This is a genomic window from Sphingomonas cavernae (genome assembly GCF_003590775.1).
GTDB lineage: Bacteria > Pseudomonadota > Alphaproteobacteria > Sphingomonadales > Sphingomonadaceae > Sphingobium_A > Sphingobium_A cavernae.
The window spans coordinates 612,750-629,246 of the sequence record NZ_QYUM01000004.1 but is presented as its reverse complement, the minus strand read 5'-3'; the positions used below and the strand labels follow the sequence as shown (position 1 = coordinate 629,246).

At 63.4% G+C, this 16,497-nt stretch carries 11 protein-coding genes; 8 read left to right on the top strand and 3 right to left on the bottom strand.

Annotated features, from left to right (window positions below; genetic code table 11):
- Nucleotides 1-54 precede the first annotated feature (54 nt).
- From D3876_RS18310 to D3876_RS18285, 6 genes are all read left to right on the top strand, one after another.
- A complete protein-coding gene (locus D3876_RS18310) occupies nucleotides 55-1,452 on the top strand; it encodes a UDP-N-acetylmuramate--L-alanine ligase (protein WP_119764955.1) in 1,398 nt (465 codons plus the stop codon).
- A gap of 110 nt (nucleotides 1,453-1,562) precedes the next feature.
- Nucleotides 1,563-3,728, top strand: coding sequence for a M3 family metallopeptidase (locus tag D3876_RS18305; RefSeq protein WP_338014345.1), 2,166 nt, complete (start codon nucleotides 1,563-1,565; stop codon nucleotides 3,726-3,728).
- Between the two features lie 282 nt (nucleotides 3,729-4,010).
- Nucleotides 4,011-7,244, top strand: coding sequence for an autotransporter domain-containing protein (locus D3876_RS18300; RefSeq protein WP_119764953.1), 3,234 nt, complete (start codon nucleotides 4,011-4,013; stop codon nucleotides 7,242-7,244).
- 205 nt (nucleotides 7,245-7,449) lie between these two features.
- Complete coding sequence (locus tag D3876_RS18295) at nucleotides 7,450-8,721, top strand: 3-methyl-2-oxobutanoate dehydrogenase (2-methylpropanoyl-transferring) subunit alpha (protein WP_119764951.1); 1,272 nt, start codon at nucleotides 7,450-7,452, stop codon at nucleotides 8,719-8,721.
- A 59-nt stretch (nucleotides 8,722-8,780) separates the two neighbouring features.
- Nucleotides 8,781-9,785 carry an alpha-ketoacid dehydrogenase subunit beta gene (locus D3876_RS18290; RefSeq protein ID WP_119765685.1) on the top strand — a complete coding sequence of 335 codons (1,005 nt, stop codon included), beginning with the start codon at nucleotides 8,781-8,783 and terminating at the stop codon, nucleotides 9,783-9,785.
- 6 nt (nucleotides 9,786-9,791) lie between these two features.
- The gene (locus tag D3876_RS18285) at nucleotides 9,792-11,108 is read left to right on the top strand and encodes a dihydrolipoamide acetyltransferase family protein (protein ID WP_119764949.1); all 1,317 of its coding nucleotides are present in this window, start codon (nucleotides 9,792-9,794) and stop codon (nucleotides 11,106-11,108) included.
- Between the two features lie 27 nt (nucleotides 11,109-11,135).
- Here D3876_RS18285 and D3876_RS18280 read toward each other — a convergent pair whose 3' ends face one another.
- The 3 genes from D3876_RS18280 to D3876_RS18270 form a co-directional block, all read right to left on the bottom strand.
- Nucleotides 11,136-11,921: an SDR family NAD(P)-dependent oxidoreductase gene (locus tag D3876_RS18280; RefSeq protein WP_119764947.1), complete on the bottom strand. Its 786-nt coding sequence runs from the start codon at nucleotides 11,919-11,921 to the stop codon at nucleotides 11,136-11,138.
- Nucleotides 11,922-11,939: 18 nt separating this feature from the next.
- Nucleotides 11,940-12,122 carry a hypothetical protein gene (locus tag D3876_RS18275; RefSeq protein WP_119764945.1) on the bottom strand — a complete coding sequence of 61 codons (183 nt, stop codon included), beginning with the start codon at nucleotides 12,120-12,122 and terminating at the stop codon, nucleotides 11,940-11,942.
- Nucleotides 12,123-12,236: 114 nt separating this feature from the next.
- On the bottom strand, nucleotides 12,237-12,878 hold the full coding sequence (locus D3876_RS18270) for a helix-turn-helix domain-containing protein (RefSeq protein ID WP_119764943.1): 642 nt from the start codon (nucleotides 12,876-12,878) through the stop codon (nucleotides 12,237-12,239).
- A gap of 184 nt (nucleotides 12,879-13,062) precedes the next feature.
- Between D3876_RS18270 and D3876_RS18265 the strand changes: the two genes are divergently transcribed.
- Both D3876_RS18265 and D3876_RS18260 read left to right on the top strand, forming a co-directional pair.
- On the top strand, nucleotides 13,063-15,048 hold the full coding sequence (locus D3876_RS18265) for a serine hydrolase domain-containing protein (RefSeq protein WP_119764941.1): 1,986 nt from the start codon (nucleotides 13,063-13,065) through the stop codon (nucleotides 15,046-15,048).
- Nucleotides 15,049-15,178: 130 nt separating this feature from the next.
- Nucleotides 15,179-16,480: a metal-dependent hydrolase family protein gene (locus D3876_RS18260; protein WP_119764939.1), complete on the top strand. Its 1,302-nt coding sequence runs from the start codon at nucleotides 15,179-15,181 to the stop codon at nucleotides 16,478-16,480.
- The last annotated feature ends 17 nt before the right edge of the window (nucleotides 16,481-16,497 follow it).

Here is a 16,497-nt window from a genome sequence, read left to right as displayed (position 1 = left end):
CACTCATCCCGCCCGGCTTGCCGATTGCGTCAAAACCGTCAATAGCCCGCCGCCATGAACAGGACCAAAAGCTATTTCTTTTGCGGTATCGGCGGCAGCGGGATGCTGCCGCTGGCGAGCATCGTGCGCGCGCAGGGGCAAGAGGTGAAGGGCTCCGACCGGGCGCTCGACCAAGGGCGGATCGCGACGAAATTCGACTATCTGCGTGCGCAGGGCATCGAACTCTTCCCGCAGGACGGCAGCGGGATGACGAGCGGCTTCCAGACGTTGGTCACCTCGGCCGCGGTCGAGGATACGATTCCCGACGTCATCAAGGCGCGTTCGCTGAGCGCAAAGGAATTGCGCCGCGCCGATCTGCTCGCCGAACTGTTCAACGCCGCGCCGACAAGCATCGGCGTCGCGGGCACCAGCGGCAAGTCGACGGTAACGGGCATGATCGGCTGGATCCTCCACACCATTGGCCGCAGGCCGACCGTGATGAATGGCGCGGTGATGAAGAATTTCGCACGCGACGACGCGCCCTTCGCGAGCGCGCTCGTGGGCGACGACAGCTATTTCGTGAGCGAGATCGACGAGAGCGACGGATCGATCGCGCTGTTCGATCCGCGGATCGCGGTGCTCAACAACATCTCGCTCGACCACAAGTCGATGGAGGAGCTGCGCAGCCTGTTCGGCAACTTCATCGGCAAGGCCGAATGCGCGGTGCTCAACCTCGACAATGAAGAGGTGGCGAAGCTGGCGGCGATCCTGCCCGAGGAACGCGTCCTGAGCTTTGGCATCGATCGTCGCAACGCCTATCTGCGCGCCGAGGACCTTGTAGAGGCGCCCGACGGCATCGCCTTCACCGCGATCGAGAAGGCCGATGGCACGAGCGTACGCGTTTCGCTCGGCGTGCCCGGACGGCACAACGTGTCCAACGCGCTTGCGGCGCTCGGTGCCGTGCGCGCATGCGGCGTTTCACTGGCGCAGGCGGCCGAGGCCATTGGGGGCTTTGCCGGCCTGTCGCGACGAATGGATATCGTTGGGAGCGCCAAGGGCGTAACCGTGATCGATGATTTCGGGCACAATCCCGACAAGATCGCCGCGACACTCTCGACGCTGCACGCGTTTCCCGGGCGACTGCTCATACTGTTCCAGCCGCACGGCTACGGGCCGCTCAAGGTGATGAAGGATGAACTGATCGCGACCTTTGCCGAGCATCTCGCGGCCGACGACGTGCTGATCATGCCCGACCCCGTCTATTATGGCGGAACGACCGACCGCAGTATTGGAACCGCCGACATCATCGCGGGCGTCAAGGCGCAGGGCCGTCAGGCCGAGCATGTCGCCGAACGCTTTGCCGCGGGTGCGCGGCTGGTGACCCTGGCAGAGGCGGGTGATCGCATCATCATCATGGGCGCGCGCGACGATACGCTTACCCAGTTTGCAGCCGAGGTGCTGGCGGCGCTGTAACGAAATGTCGTTCGTCGGTAATGATTGTGCTTTCGTCGAAATCCGGTCCGCCGTTGCCGTTTCGGGGCCGCAACGCGTGCCATCACGAACGGATTTTCCGGAGACATGATTTGCGTATCCACACCCTGCTCGCCGCCGGCGCTTCGCTGATCGCGGTTTCGATTCCCATGACGTCCGCCTTCGCCAAAGACGCCGAACAACGCATCCAGGCCGCCAAGGCCGAATCCAATCCGATGCTTCAGAAATGGACGGGCCCTTACGAGGGCGTGCCCCCCTGGGACAAGATGAAGCCCGACCTGTTCCCCGGCGCGTTCGCGGCGGCGATGGACGAACTGCGCAAGGAGGTTCACGCGGTGCGCGACAATCCGGCGCCCGCGACCTTCAAGAACGTCAACGAGGCGATGCAGCTTACCGGTGGCACGATCGACCGGCTCTTCTCGCTCTGGGGCGTGCAACAGAGCAATGAGTCCAATGGAGACGTGCAGACGATCGACCGCGAATGGAGCCCGAAGATCGCGGCCTTCTATGATGAGCTGTTCCTCGATCCGAAGCTCTTCCAGCGGCACAAGGCGGTCTATGACAAGCGGCAGTCGCTTGGCCTGACGCCCGCGCAGATCCGTATCGTCGAGCGCGACTATCAGAGCTTCGTGCGCCAGGGCGCGCTGCTCGACGTAGCGCAAAAGGCCAAGGTCAGCGAGATCAACCAGCAGCTTTCGGTCGCCTTTTCGGACTTCAGTTCCAAGGTGCTGGCCGACGAGGAAAAGTGGATCGTCATCGATAGCAAGGCTGATCTCGCGGGGCTTCCCGACAGTTTTGTGGCCTCGCTGAAGGCGGCCGCGGACGAACGCAAGCTGCCCGGAAAATGGGTTGTGGTGAACACGCGCTCCTCGGTTCAGCCGGTGCTGTCCAACGCCACCAACCGTGCGCTGCGCGAGAAGGTGTGGCGCGCGTTCGTGGGGCGCGGCGACAATGGCGACGCCAGCGACACCAATGCGACGATCGCGACGATCCTGAAGCTGCGCGCAGAGCGAGCAAAGCTGCTCGGTTTCAAGAACCACGCCTGGTTCCGCATGGACGACACCATGGCGAAGGACCCCGCGCGCGCGACGGACCTCATGATGCGCGTCTGGCCCGCCGCTGTCGCGCGCGTGAAGGAAGAGGTCGCCGACATGCAGGCTATCGCCGATGCCGAAGCCAGAAAGGGGGAGGGCGCCAAGATCACGATCGAGCCTTGGGACTATCGCTTCTATGCCGAGAAGGTGAGGAAGGCGAAGTACGATCTCGATGAGGGCGAGATCAAACCCTATCTCGAGCTAAACAACATGGTGAGCGCCGCCTTCTACGCGGCAGGCCGTCTCTACGATCTGGATTTCAAGGAGAACACCGGCGAAGTGCCCGTGTTCAATCCCGATGTCCGCACCTTCGTCGTCACCGACCGGCGCGACGGGTCCAATGTCGGGCTGTTCTATCTCGACAATTTTGCGCGCAACGGCAAGCGTTCGGGCGCGTGGATGACGACCTATCGCAGCCAGCAGGGGCTTGGCGGCGCGCGCAATGTGCTGGCGTCGAACAACAATAATTTCGTGAAGGGCGCCCCCGGCGAGCCGGTGCTGATCAGCCTCGACGACGCGACCACGCTCTTCCACGAGTTCGGGCACGCGATCCACGGCTTCCTGCAGGATGTCTATTATCCTGCGCTGGGCGGCACGCCCCGCGACTTTGTCGAATATCCCAGCCAGGTGAACGAGAATTGGCTGCTGACGCGCGATGTGCTCGACAAATATGCCAAGCACTACAAGACGGGCGAGCCGATGCCGCAGGCGCTGGTCGACAAGATCGAGAAATCCTCGACCTTCAACCAGGGTTTCGCGACCGTCGAATATCTCTCCTCGGCGATCCTCGACATGAAGCTGCACGATCGCGACACGCCCGTCACCGATCCCAAGGCGTTCGAGAAGGCGACGCTGGCCGAGATCGGCATGCCCAAGGAAATGGTGATGCGGCACCGCCTGCCGCAGTTCAATCACCTGTTCTCGTCCGACGCTTATTCGGCGGGCTATTACAGTTATCTGTGGTCCGAAACGATGGATGCCGACACCTGGGCGGCGTTCGAAGAGACCGGCAATGTCTGGGACAAGGCGACCGCCGACCGCTTCCGCAAGGTGCTGCTGTCGACGGGCAACGAAACCGACCGCGCCGAGGCCTATCGTGCGTTTCGCGGACGCGATCCCGATGTGAAGGCGCTGCTCAAGAAGCGTGGTTTTCCCGTGAATTGATCCAAGGCGATCACCCGGGCTCCATCCGTAAGAATACGCATGGGGCCCGGGGTAATCGTTCATGAATAACATTTCGATATCGAAATAATCGGCGCGCGCCTTGTCGTTCCGCTCGTCCTGGCAAGGATGCGCATTGTTTAACAAGGGCTTGCTTGATTTTCGTCAAGTCCGCGGCCCTATCTTACGCCTCGTCTTGGATTAATCTCCCGTTCATCTGGCGAGTCGGTTCGGCGGATATTCCTCTGCCCGGACGCCGCATTCGCCGCGATCTGGGAGACTATCATGACATCTTCAGCGAATGTCCGTTCTCTGCGTCGCATTCTCATGGGGGCAGCGGCGCTTGGAATCATCGCCGTCGCCAATCCTGCGCTTGCGCAGAGCGCCAATGCATCGGATCCGCCGCGGCCCGAGAGCGCCCAGCGATCGCCCGACATCATCATTCGCAACGATCTTTCCCCCAACCTTCCACCGCCCGCGGGGATCCTCGATAGCGGCGTGACCGGGGTCGGCCAGATGGTCATCGACGCCGGCGGCGGATTTGTCGGGCTTTGCACCGGCACGCTGATCAATCCGCGCACGGTGATCTTCGCGGCGCACTGCGTGAACGATCAGGCGGCCGACAGCTATGGCTCGGCCACCGGCGGCACCGCGATCAGTTTCGGTTTTTCGGACAATAATCGCCCGGCAGCGCGCCGCTGGCTGGGCCTTGACGGCGGGACGCTGCATGCCACCGATGTGTCGCGCGCGATCTTCAACGCCGAGCAGGTCTGGTACGATCCGCGCTCGCTCGCCACGGGCTTCCTCGAAGCCGATGTCGCGCTTGCCACGCTGGATACGCCGGCCTTCGATGTCCCGACCTGGACGCTGCTCTTTACGCCGCTGACGGAAGAGACGCATGCGCAGATCATCGGGTACGGCACGCGCGGGACGAGCGCGAACCCTGCGCAGGGCATCGATTTCCGGCGCCGCGCGGCGGAGAACATGCTCTCCGTCCTCGGTTCGCTCGACGATTTGGACGAGTTCCTTTTCGGTGCGCCAAGTGGCTTGCCCCAGAGCCTTTATCAGCTCGATTTCGACAGTCCGGCAGGGCAGGCTGCCTTTGACCCTGCGACAGGCAATTTCGATTTCGACCTGTTCGACGGTGCGGCGCTCCCGCGCGAAGGCACCACCGCGGGCGGAGACTCAGGCGGGCCGCTGGTCGTTGACCAGCGTTACGACCGTCCGGTGGTGGCTGGTGTGCTCTCGGGCGGGACGCGCTTCTTCGGGCCGCAACCCTTCTCCACCTATGGCACCAGCAGCTTCTACCAGCCGCTGTTTCTGTTCTGGGATCAGATCGTCGCCAACAACAGCTATGTCTATGCGACCAATCGGCAGGCGATCGGCAACTGGACCGACCCCAATCACTGGGTTCAGTCGATGGATCCCAATTATGCGATCGACGTGAACGGCCAGTTGGTCAACGCGCTGCCGGGCACGCCCGCGCTTGGCGTGAGCGGCGACACGGTCAAGTTCGGCAAGATCTGCTTCCTGGATGACTGCGTCGACCTCGCCGACGAGAGCGTCGACCCGGGCGAGGGCGATCCCAACAGCATCTTCATCCCCGGAGGGCCCGGCAGCACCAATTTTGTGCCAAACAACGCCGTCGCCAATCCCGTGCAGGGAATCAAGGCGCGCTATTACGACGTGACACTGAAGGGCCCGAGCTACACGACGCTCGGCAGCCAGGTCACGATCGACCGGATGACGCTCGATTCCGCAGCGGCATTGAGCATCCGGCCGACGGGTTCGCTCAAGGTGCTCGGCGACTATACGCAGTTCAGCGGCTGGAGCGAGGTGCACGGCACGCTGACGACGGGCGAGGCGCTGTTCGTCAGCGGTATATTGAGCGGCGGCGGCAAGATCGACCCGACCTGGCTGACCGTCGTCCAGGCAGCGGTCATACCCGGCAGCGCGGGCGTCGCGGGCACGCTCACCATTGCGGGTGACGTGATCCTGTCTTCCGGGGCGACGACGATCTTCGATGTGTCCAGGCCGAAGACCGACAAGATCGTGGTCGTCGCTGATGCAGCCAATACCGGCATCATCTCGCTGGGCGGCACTGCCGCCTTCATGCGTACGCTGCTTGGTGCCGCGCCGAGACAGGGTGACAGCTTCCAGATCATTTCGGCCGATGGCGGAGTCGACGGGACCTTCGACGCTGTCGTGGGCGGTATTGGCGTGCTCAAGCCGGTGCTGACCTATGGCGGTAACGATGTGACGCTCAAGCTTCAGGCGGGCAAGTTCTCGGACTTCCTTGCCGGCTTCGGCGGCACCGAGCTCGCCTTCGCCAACGCGCTCGATAAGCTGCGCGGCGCATCGTACAACAATCTCTACGGATTGTTCGGCGCTGTGGACCTTATGGAACCGCAAATGCTTGCCGCCACTTTCCGCGGACTCTCGCCGCGCGTGGCGGATGAGGCAAGCCTGCTCGACGAGCAGCAGTCCTCGATCGTGCTCGATGTGATCGGAGAACGGCTATCGATGCTGGGCACCAGCGCGGCGGGCGGTGGACGCTTCACCGTGATCGGGTCTCCCGAAGTGGTGATGTCGGTTCCCGGACAGACGCTGTCGGGCTCCTCTGCGGCGCAGTTGAGCTTCGCCAATAGCTTCGCGCCCCAGACGCGACAGATGGGCCGCCTGCCCGAGAACATGAGCGGCTTCGTCGCGGGCGGTTTCGATCGTAGCGCATCGGCCTTCTCGACAGCCGGGATCGATGGCGGTCGTGATAGCTGGCACATGGCGATGGGGCTCGAGATGGCGCTCGATGACCGGCTCATATTGGGCACCGCATTCGGCCATGTCGACGGCATCAGCCGCTTCAGCGGTTCGGAGACCGAGGCGATCACCGACCAGGCGGCCGTCTATGGCAGCTATCGGCTCGGTGGCGGCGCCTATGCGGGCGGGCTGGCGGCGGTGTCGCACACCCGCATCGGGCTGCAGCGCAATACGTCGGTGGGGTTCACGACGGGCAATCTCGTCGGCGACACCAGCGCCACGACCTACGACCTCCAGGCAGAGTTGGGCGTGAACGTCGACACGGGCACGGGTATTATGCTCACGCCGCGTGCTCAACTCGCCTATCGTTCCTACAGCATGGGCGGTTACCGCGAACGCGGCGGCGAGCTGGCGCTGATGGTCGACGATATCGACATCGACCGGATCGAGAGCCGGCTCGGCGTGCGGATGACGGGTTCGCTCGGCAGCAGCCGTGCGTGGACCTTCACGCCCGAGATCGGAGTCGATTGGGTCAACGCGCTTGCCGGCGGCGCGGACACTTTCAATGTACGCTTCGCGGCGGTTCCCGAGCTGGCCTTTGCGCTACCCTTTGCAGGACGCGACAAGGCATGGGGTGAAATCAAGGGCGGGCTGCGGCTCAACAACGGTCCCGTGACCTTCGGCGCCGGGGTCGAGAGCAGCTTCGCACGCAGCGATCTGCGCGATGATCGTGCGGTGGTCGACTTCGCCTGGCGCTTCTGAAGCCTGCAAACTGTGCTACACATTTGGGGTCGCGGGATATCACCCGCGGCCCCTGTTTTTTGGGTTTTTGCGGCCGGACCGGGACTATCGCGATTCAATGCTGGAGTCGGGGTTTGAAATTTTATAACGCGCTCTGATAATAAATATGTGGCAGTGATTCTCGCCTATTTTCCGGGTGGAGAATCCGATAGCGAACGGAGAGATTATGGCAGGCGACCTCAAGCGCGCCAATCTTCCGCCATTGTCACTGCATGTGCCGGAGCCAAAATTCCGGCCGGGCGACAAGGCGGATTACAGCGATCTCGTGATTCCCGCGGCGGGGGAAGCGCAACGTCCGGATGTCTCCGCCAAACCCGACAGCTTCCACGGCCTCGCCTATTCGCTCGTCCGCGTGCTCGATGACGAGGGCAGGGCGGTCGGCCCCTGGGATCCCAAGCTCTCGCCTGAACGGCTCCGCGCGATGCTGCGCGCGATGGCGCTGACGCGGGCGTTTGACGAGCGCATGTTCCGCGCGCAGCGCCAGGGCAAGACGAGCTTTTACATGAAGTGTACGGGCGAGGAGGCCATTGCCGTGGCCGCTGCTTTCGCGCTCGATCGCGACGACATGTGCTTTCCCAGTTACCGCCAGCAGGGCCTGCTGATCGCGCGAGACTGGGATCTGGTCGACATGATGAACCAGATCTATTCCAACAAGGGCGATCGGCTTCAGGGGCGCCAGCTCCCGATCATGTATTCGACGAAGGAGGGCAGCTTCTTTTCGATTTCGGGCAATCTCACCACGCAATATCCGCAGGCGGTGGGCTGGGCGATGGCCTCGGCCGCCAAGGGCGACACGCGCATCGCGGCGACGTGGTGCGGCGAGGGTTCGACCGCCGAGGGCGATTTTCACTCTGCGTGCACCTTCGCCAGCGTCTACCGCGCGCCGGTGATCATGAACGTGGTCAACAACCAGTGGGCGATCTCTTCCTTTTCGGGTTTCGCCGGCGCTGAAGCGACGACCTTCGCAGCGCGCGCGATCGGCTATGGCATCGCCGGGCTACGCGTCGACGGCAATGATCCGCTCGCGGTCTATGCCGCGACCGAATGGGCGGCCGAGCGCGCGCGGACCAATCAGGGGCCCACGCTGATCGAGCATTTCACATACCGCGCCGAAGGTCACTCCACCTCGGATGATCCCAGCCAGTATCGTTCGGCCAATGAGGGCAGCGACTGGCCGCTGGGCGATCCGATCGCGCGGCTGAAACAGCACCTGATCCTGCTCGGAGAATGGGATGAGGAGCGCCACGCGGCGATGGACCTCGAGCTCGCCGAGCGCGTGAAGGCGTCCGCCAAGGAGGCCGAGAAGAACGGCATCCTTGGCCACGGTATGCACCAGCCCTTCGAGACGATGTTCGAGGGCGTGTTCGAGGAAATGCCCTGGCACTTGAGGGAACAGCTCGAGCAGGCGGTTAACGAGAAGAAGGTGGCCGGGCTGTGAGCGAGGAAACCGTGATTGAAGCCCAGACCGTCACCGACGGCCGCGGTGACACCAAGCGCATGAACATGATCCAGGCGATCAATTCCGCCATGGACGTGATGATGGCGCGCGACACCAATGTGATCGTCATGGGCGAGGACGTCGGTTATTTCGGCGGCGTGTTTCGCGCAACCGCGGGGTTGCAGGCGAAATACGGCAAGACGCGCGTGTTCGACACGCCGATCACCGAATGCGGCATTATCGGCGTCGCGGTGGGGATGGGCGCCTATGGCCTTCGCCCCGTGCCCGAAATCCAGTTCGCCGACTATATCTACCCCGCGCTCGACCAGCTCGTCTCCGAGGCGGCGCGGCTGCGCTACCGTTCGGCAGGCGAGTTCACTGCGCCGATCACGGTGCGTTCGCCTTTCGGCGGCGGCATTTTTGGCGGGCAGACGCACAGCCAGTCGCCCGAGGGCATATTCACGCACGTATCAGGCCTCAAGACCGTCATCCCCTCGACTCCCTATGACGCCAAGGGGCTGCTGATCGCAGCGATCGAGGACAATGATCCGACGATCTTCTTCGAGCCCAAGCGCATCTACAACGGCCCGTTCGACGGGCATTATGATCGTCCGACCAGCAACTGGTCGAACCATCCCGGCGGCGAGGTTCCCGAGGGCTATTATCGGATCCCCTTAGGCAAGGCGAATGTCGTCCGCGAGGGCGAGGCGGTCACGATCCTGTGCTACGGCACCATGGTGCACGTCGTCGCCAGCATCGTCGCCGAGATGCGCGTCGATGCCGAGATCGTCGATCTTCGCACGCTCGTGCCGCTCGATATCGAGACGATCGAGGCGTCGGTGAAAAAGACTGGACGCTGTCTGATCGTGCACGAGGCGACGCGCACCTCGGGCTTCGGCGCGGAGCTTTCCGCGCTGGTCCAGGAACGCTGCTTCTACCATCTCGAAGCCCCGATCGAGCGCGTCACCGGTTTCGACACACCCTATCCGCACAGCCTCGAATGGGCCTATTTCCCTGGCCCTGTCCGCATCGGCGAGGCGCTCAAGAAGATCATGAAGGACTGACCGGCCATGGCTCTGTTCACGTTCAAGTTGCCCGATATCGGCGAAGGCATCTCGGAGGCCGAGATCGTTGCATGGCACGTCAAGGTGGGCGACACGGTCGAAGAAGACCAGCAGATCGCCGACATGATGACCGACAAGGCGACCGTCGAGATGGAATCGCCTGTGTCGGGCAAGGTCGTCGAGGTCGCGGGCGAGGTCGGCGATGTCGTCTCGATCGGCGCGATGCTCGTGGTGATCGAAACCGAGGGCGAGGTGGCAGTCGAGGTTGCGCCCAAGGCGGACGAAGTCGCTCCCGCTCCACAACCCGTTCGGGCTGAGCCTGTCGAAGCCCAACCCTTGCCTTCCAGCCCGGTGGCTGAAGAGAAAGAAGAAGGGATGGGCTTCGACAAGCTCAGCCCGAGCGGTACCGGGGCCAGCGATAAGGCTCATGGAACGTACAGCCTGGACGGCGGTGACGGGCACCTCGTTCTCGCATCCCCCGCCGTACGCGACCGCGCCAAGGCACTAGGCATCGACCTCTCGCACGTGCGCCCCGCGCAGGGCGATCGCATCCGCCATGCCGATCTCGACGCGTACCTCACCTACAACACCGGTCAGGGTTTCCGCGTGCCGGGCGTGTCGGCAAAGCGCGCCGACGAGGCGATCAAGGTTATCGGCATGCGTCGCCGCATTGCCGAGAACATGCAGGCGTCCAAGCGCCACATCCCGCACTTCACCTATGTCGAGGAAATCGACGTCACCGAACTGGAGGCGATGCGCGAGGCATTGAACGCCAATCGCGGTGACAAGCCCAAGCTCACCATGCTGCCGCTGATGATCGTCGCGATCTGCAAGGCGCTGCCGCAATTCCCGATGATCAACGCGCGCTACGACGACGAGGCGGGCGTGGTGACGCGTCACGGGTCGGTGCATCTGGGCATGGCGACGCAGACCGATGCCGGCCTGATGGTGCCCGTGATCCGCGACGCGCAGGACCGGAACGTCTGGCAGCTCGCTACCGAGATCAAACGCCTCGCCGACGCCGCGCGCAGCGGCAAGGCGAAGTCGGAGGAACTGTCCGGCTCGACACTGACGGTTACCTCGCTCGGCCCACTCGGTGGCATCGCGACGACGCCCGTCATCAACCGGCCCGAGGTCGCGATCATCGGGCCCAACCGCGTGATCGAGCGTCCGGTTATCAAGGACGGCGAGATCGCGGTCGCGAAGCTCATGAACCTCTCGATCTCATGCGACCACCGCGTCGTCGATGGCTGGGATGCGGCGAGCTATGTGCAGGCGGTCAGGAAGCTTCTGGAGACGCCGGTTCTTCTGTTCGCCGATTGACGATCACACGGGGTGCGTCGAGCGGCGCTAGTCGCTGCGCGCCCTTTGCAGAGACGCTGCGATGCGCCGTGCCAATCCGCGTGGGGTGAAGCGGATCGAGCCCGCCATCGCCGCGTTCATCACGCCTGACACCTTGACTGCGCGGTTGGCTCGAAGCGCGGTCAAGCCGTCGCGCACGACCCGGTCGGGGTCGGTGGCGAAGCGCTTGAACAGCTCGGAATCTTTCATATTCGCCACATCGGCGAATTCGGTTCGGGTGGGGCCGGGGCAGAGTGCCGACACGTGCACGCCCTTGTCCTTCATCTCCTCATGCAGCGCCTCGGAAAAGCTCAGCACGAACGCCTTGGTCGCATAATACACCGCCATCCATGGCCCGGGCTGGAAGGCCGCGGTCGAGGCGACGTTGAGGATCTCGCCTTTTCCGCGCGCGATCATGCCGGGCAGGACGAGATGGCACAGCGCCACCAGCGCGCGGCAGTTGAGATCGATCATCTCGATTTGCCTGGCGAGATCGAGGCCGTCGAACGCGCCACGTGCGCCGAAACCCGCATTGTTGACGAGCGTTACAATCGAGAGGCCGCGTGCATGCGCCTTGTCGATTAGCGTGCGCGGTGCGTCGGGGGCGGACAGGTCGATCGCGATGACGTCGACGGTGACACCATGCTCGGCGGTCAATCTGGCGGCAAGCGCCTCGAGCCGGTCGGCGCGCCGCGCGACGAGCAGCAGGTCGCGTTTTTCGGCCGCGAGCCCTTCGGCAAAGCGGACGCCGAGACCGGCAGACGCGCCTGTAATGAGTGCGACTGCCCTGGTCATGCGCCCCGTCCTTTCAGCTCAGCTCTCGCGCTTGTCCTTGTTCTTTTCCTTTGAGGATTTGACGTAGAGCAGCGCGGCCACGATCGCCGCCGATCCGATTGCGGCGCCAAGCCCGGCAGCGCCCCAGCGTCCGCGCTTGCCTGCGTCGGCGTCGCGGCGATCGGTGTTGGTGTCTTCGGCGTTGCTGCTGCCGTCAGTCAATGATCGTCTCCCAAAGTGAACCCCGGCCGTACATCAAATCGGCCGTACGAGGTATCATAGATATGTTTCCCCCCGGCGATCGCAATCCGCCAAATCGTAGCCAGGATATCCGGTCTATTCGGTGACCAGTGTCGCGTCGTCGCCGTGCAGGTTCATCAGTGAATCCATCAGGTCGTTTTCCGCGCTCGAGCATACACCGAGAACGATAGCCTCGTCGCAACCGTCGGCCGTGACATAGGCGTGGCCCATGCTCGAATCGAGATAGATCGATTCGCCCTCTTCGAGTGGCAACGGGTCGTAGAATTCGGTGTGAACCACGATCCGTCCGCGGATGACATAGACGAACTCCTCGCCGGGATGGCGAACGGGCTCACCGAATTCCTTGGCGGACTTCGCGCGGATCCGCGTGATCAGCGGAATCATGCGCTTCCGGCGCAGTTCGGTGCAGAGATAATAATAGTCGTAATTGCTCGTGTTCACGCGGATGGCGCGGTCGAGGCTGCCGATGCTGCGGCGTCCCGTGACGGGCGCTTCGGGGCCTGCGTCGCCCTCGGCGAACAGCTCGGACATGCGGATGTTCAGCCGCTGGCTCAACTGCTGGAGCTTGTCATAGGTGAGCGTCAAACGATCGTGCTCGACCTTTGACAGCGTCGACACGGGAATGCCGCATCTGTCGCTCATTTCCTTGAGCGTCCAGTCGTTGCGCGTGCGCAAGCCGCGCAGAAGCATGCCCAAAGTGGGTTGATCGGATTTCATACGGCACGCCGCTTTCCGCAGGGAAGGGTCAGGAAAAACGCATCATTTGACATTTTTCTAATTGGGCTCATTATATCTCGATTAGGACAATATCGCGTCATTTATCAATATAATATTCCGTCGCAGCGTGGCGCGCAAATGTCGAGTGTTTTGCGCGACGGGAACAGGGGAAGGGAGGGACTCGATGCGTTCGATCAAGATCGCGGTCGCAGGGCTGGCCGCGTTGGCCGGACTGGCGGCCATGCCTGCGCTTACACAACAACCCACGCCCGTTTCGCCGGCTCTCACAACAGCGCCCGCAGCGGCAGCGGCAGCACCAATTCCCGGCACGCCGCAGCTCACCCGCGCCGATGTCGATGCCTGGCTCGATGGCTATATGCCTTATGCGCTCCAGCGCGGCGACGTGGCGGGCGCGGTGGTGGTCGTGGTCAAGGATGGCCAGGTGCTGACGCAGCGCGGCTATGGGTTTGCCGATGTCGCCACGCGCAAGCCGGTCGATCCGAACGCGACATTGTTCCGTCCGGGCTCGGTCTCCAAGCTCTTTACCTGGACCGCGGTGATGCAGCTCGTCGAACAAGGCAAGCTCGACCTCGACAAGGACGTCAACGCCTATCTCGATTTCAAGATTCCCCCGCGCGACGGCAAGCCGATCACGCTCAGGAATATCATGACGCATACCGCGGGTTTCGAGGAATCGCTCCGCGGCCTGATCACATCGGACCCCAAGGCCGCAGTCCCGCTCGGCGAGCTGATGAAGCGCTGGACGCCTGAGCGCATTTTTGCGCCGGGAACGACGCCGGCCTATTCCAACTATGCCACCGCGCTCGCCGGTTATATCGTCCAGCGTGCGTCGGGGCTGCCGTTCGACGACTATGTCGAGCGCAACATCTTCCAGCGGATCGGGATGACGCGGTCGAGCTTCCGCCAGCCGCTTCCCGCCAGTCTCCAGTCCTTGATGTCGAAGGGTTATGCCCGTGGATCGGGAGATCCCAAGCCCTATGAGTTCGTCAGCCAGGCACCCGCGGGCAGCCTCGCCGCTACGGGCGCGGACATGGCCAAATTCATGATCGCGCATCTCGACAATGGCGGCGTGCTGCTCAAACCCGAAACCGCGAGGATGATGCACACCACCACGCTCGACATGGTGCCGCCGCTGAATCGCATGGCGCTGGGCTTCTACGAGCAGCAGATTAACGGCCAGACCGCGATCGGCCATGGCGGCGACACACAGTGGTTCCACAGCTATCTCTGGCTGTTCCCTGCGCACAAGACGGGCGTTTACATCTCGGTCAACAGCGCGGGCAATCAAGGTGCGTCGGGGGCGATCCGTACCGCGCTCTTCGAGCAATTTGCCGATCGCTATTTCCCTGCAACCATCGCTGAAGGGCGCGTCGACGCCAAGATCGCCGCGGAGCATGCGCGGATGCTTGTCGGCAATTATGTCAACACGCGCCGCGCGGACTCGAGCTTCTTCAGGGCGCTTGGCCTGGTGGGGCAAGTGAAGGTCGGCCTGGACGCTCAGAACGGCCCGCTTATCGGCTTCATTCCCGGACTGGGCGGCGCGCCGCGCAAATGGGTGGAGACTGAGCCCTTTGTCTGGCGCGAGGTTGGCGGGCACGAACGGATGGCTGCCAAAGTGGTCAACGGCAAGGTCGTGCGGCTGAGCTTCGACGATATCTCGCCCTTCATGATGCTTGAGCCTGCACCATGGTATCTTTCGACCGCGTGGCTGACGCCCGTGCTGCTGTTGAGCATCGGCGCGCTTGCGATCACCGCGCTGTCGTGGCCGATCGGAGCGATTGCGCGACGGCGCTACGGTGCGAAGCTCGGTTTCGCGGGCGATGACCTCAGCGCCTATCGTCTCGTACGGGGCTTTGCTGCGTTGGTCGTGGCGGTGCTGATCGGCTGGGCGGCGGCGATCGGCGCGATGATGTCCGACTATGATCTGCTGAGCGGGCGCCTCGACTGGCTGGTCTATCTGCTCCAGATCCTGAGCGTGGTCGCATTTTTCGGGATGCTGGGGATCGCGCTTTGGAACGCCTGGCGCGCGTTGAAAGGCAAGCGCGGGTGGTTCTCCAGGCTGTGGAGCGTGGTGCTCGTGCTCGCTGCCTTCTTCGCGCTCTGGGCAGCGTTGGGCTTCAAGCTCATCAGCTTTGGGGTGAGTTACTGAAGCACAGTATTTCGTTGGCCGTCGCATGCTCTCAGAGACGGCCAGCGGAATTCGGCGGGGCGTCGCGTGCTCCCTGTAAACGCGCTGCGACGTCCCGCCGAACCGCCGATCGGAAATCAAGGGGATCACCATGAAGAAGACCATATTGCTCGCGGCAGCAATGTTTGCCGCCGGCGCGCAGCCGGCATCGGCGCAGGGCAATGCCGAACCGCGCACCTTCATCCAGGCCGGCAGCTTGCTCGCCGATCCGTCAAGCGGGCGCGTCGACAAAGCCAAGACCATCGTCGTCAGTGGTGGCCGCATCGTCGAGATCCGCGATGGTTTCGTTGCCGAGGATGGAGCGAAGGTGATCGACCTGCGCGACGCGTTCGTGCTGCCCGGCTTCATAGACAGCCATGTGCACATCACCTTTGAATCCAGCCCCTCAAGCCGGCTCGACGCGGTGACCAAATCAACGACCGACCAGGCGTTCGACGGCGTTGTCTATGCGGAGCGTACACTGCGCGCCGGCTTCACGACCGTCGTCGATCTGGGGGCCGACGTAGAGGCAATCAACGCGCTGCGCGATGCGATCGCGGCGGGCAAGGTCAGCGGCCCCCGGATCATTGCGGCGGGCGGCGTCGCCGCGCATGGCGGGCACGGTGATGCGCATGGCTATCGCCACGAAATCCTCGAGCTGTTTCGGTCGCCCACGCTGTGTTCGGGCGCCGACGATTGTGCGCGCGCGGTGCGTGTAGCCATTCAGCAGGGTGCCGACATCATCAAGACTGCATCGACAGGCGGCGTGATGTCCAACACCTCGGCCGGGCTGGGTCAGCAGATGAGTGACGAGGAGCTGAGCTCGATCGTGCAGACCGCGCATCGGCTGGGCCGAAAGGTAGCAGCGCACGCGCACGGCACCGACGGCGTCAATGCCGCGCTGCGCGCGGGCGTGGATTCAGTCGAGCATGGGACCTATCTCGACGCCGAATCGATCCGGCTGTTCAAGGCCAAGGGCAGCTATCTCGTCCCAACGCTGATGGCCGGCGACACCGTCGGACGTCAGGCGGAAACCGCTGCCTGGATGCCTGAGCCGGTGCGCGCGAAGGCGCGTCAGGTGGGGCCGCTCATGGTCGACGCGCTCCGCCGCGCGCACGAAGGCGGCGTCCGGATCGCTTTCGGAACCGATTCAGCGGTATCGCCGCATGGCCAGAATGCGCGCGAGTTCACGCTGATGGTGAAGGCAGGGCTCACCCCCCTCGACGCGATACGTTCGGCGACGGTCTGGGGTGCGGCGCATACCGGTCTTGAACAGGAAGTGGGAACGCTCACCGCGGGCAAGGCGGCGGATATCATCGCGGTGAAGGGCGATCCGCTGGCCGACGTCCGCACGCTGGAATCGATGGCTTTCGTGATGAAGGGCGGCGTCATTGCTCGATCCCACGCTGAATGACCAGATCGCAATTAATC

Bases quoted from the DNA above. Each gene is read 5' to 3' on its own strand.
- D3876_RS18310 (WP_119764955.1), top strand. From the start codon at position 55: ATGAACAGGACCAAAAGCTATTTCTTTTGCGGTATCGGCGGCAGCGGG.
- D3876_RS18300 (WP_119764953.1), top strand. From the start codon at position 4,011: ATGACATCTTCAGCGAATGTCCGTTCTCTGCGTCGCATTCTCATGGGG.
- D3876_RS18295 (WP_119764951.1), top strand. From the start codon at position 7,450: ATGGCAGGCGACCTCAAGCGCGCCAATCTTCCGCCATTGTCACTGCAT.
- D3876_RS18290 (WP_119765685.1), top strand. From the start codon at position 8,781: ATGAACATGATCCAGGCGATCAATTCCGCCATGGACGTGATGATGGCG.
- D3876_RS18285 (WP_119764949.1), top strand. From the start codon at position 9,792: ATGGCTCTGTTCACGTTCAAGTTGCCCGATATCGGCGAAGGCATCTCG.
- D3876_RS18280 (WP_119764947.1), bottom strand. From the start codon at position 11,921: ATGACCAGGGCAGTCGCACTCATTACAGGCGCGTCTGCCGGTCTCGGC.
- D3876_RS18270 (WP_119764943.1), bottom strand. From the start codon at position 12,878: ATGAAATCCGATCAACCCACTTTGGGCATGCTTCTGCGCGGCTTGCGC.
- D3876_RS18265 (WP_119764941.1), top strand. From the start codon at position 13,063: ATGCGTTCGATCAAGATCGCGGTCGCAGGGCTGGCCGCGTTGGCCGGA.
- D3876_RS18260 (WP_119764939.1), top strand. From the start codon at position 15,179: ATGAAGAAGACCATATTGCTCGCGGCAGCAATGTTTGCCGCCGGCGCG.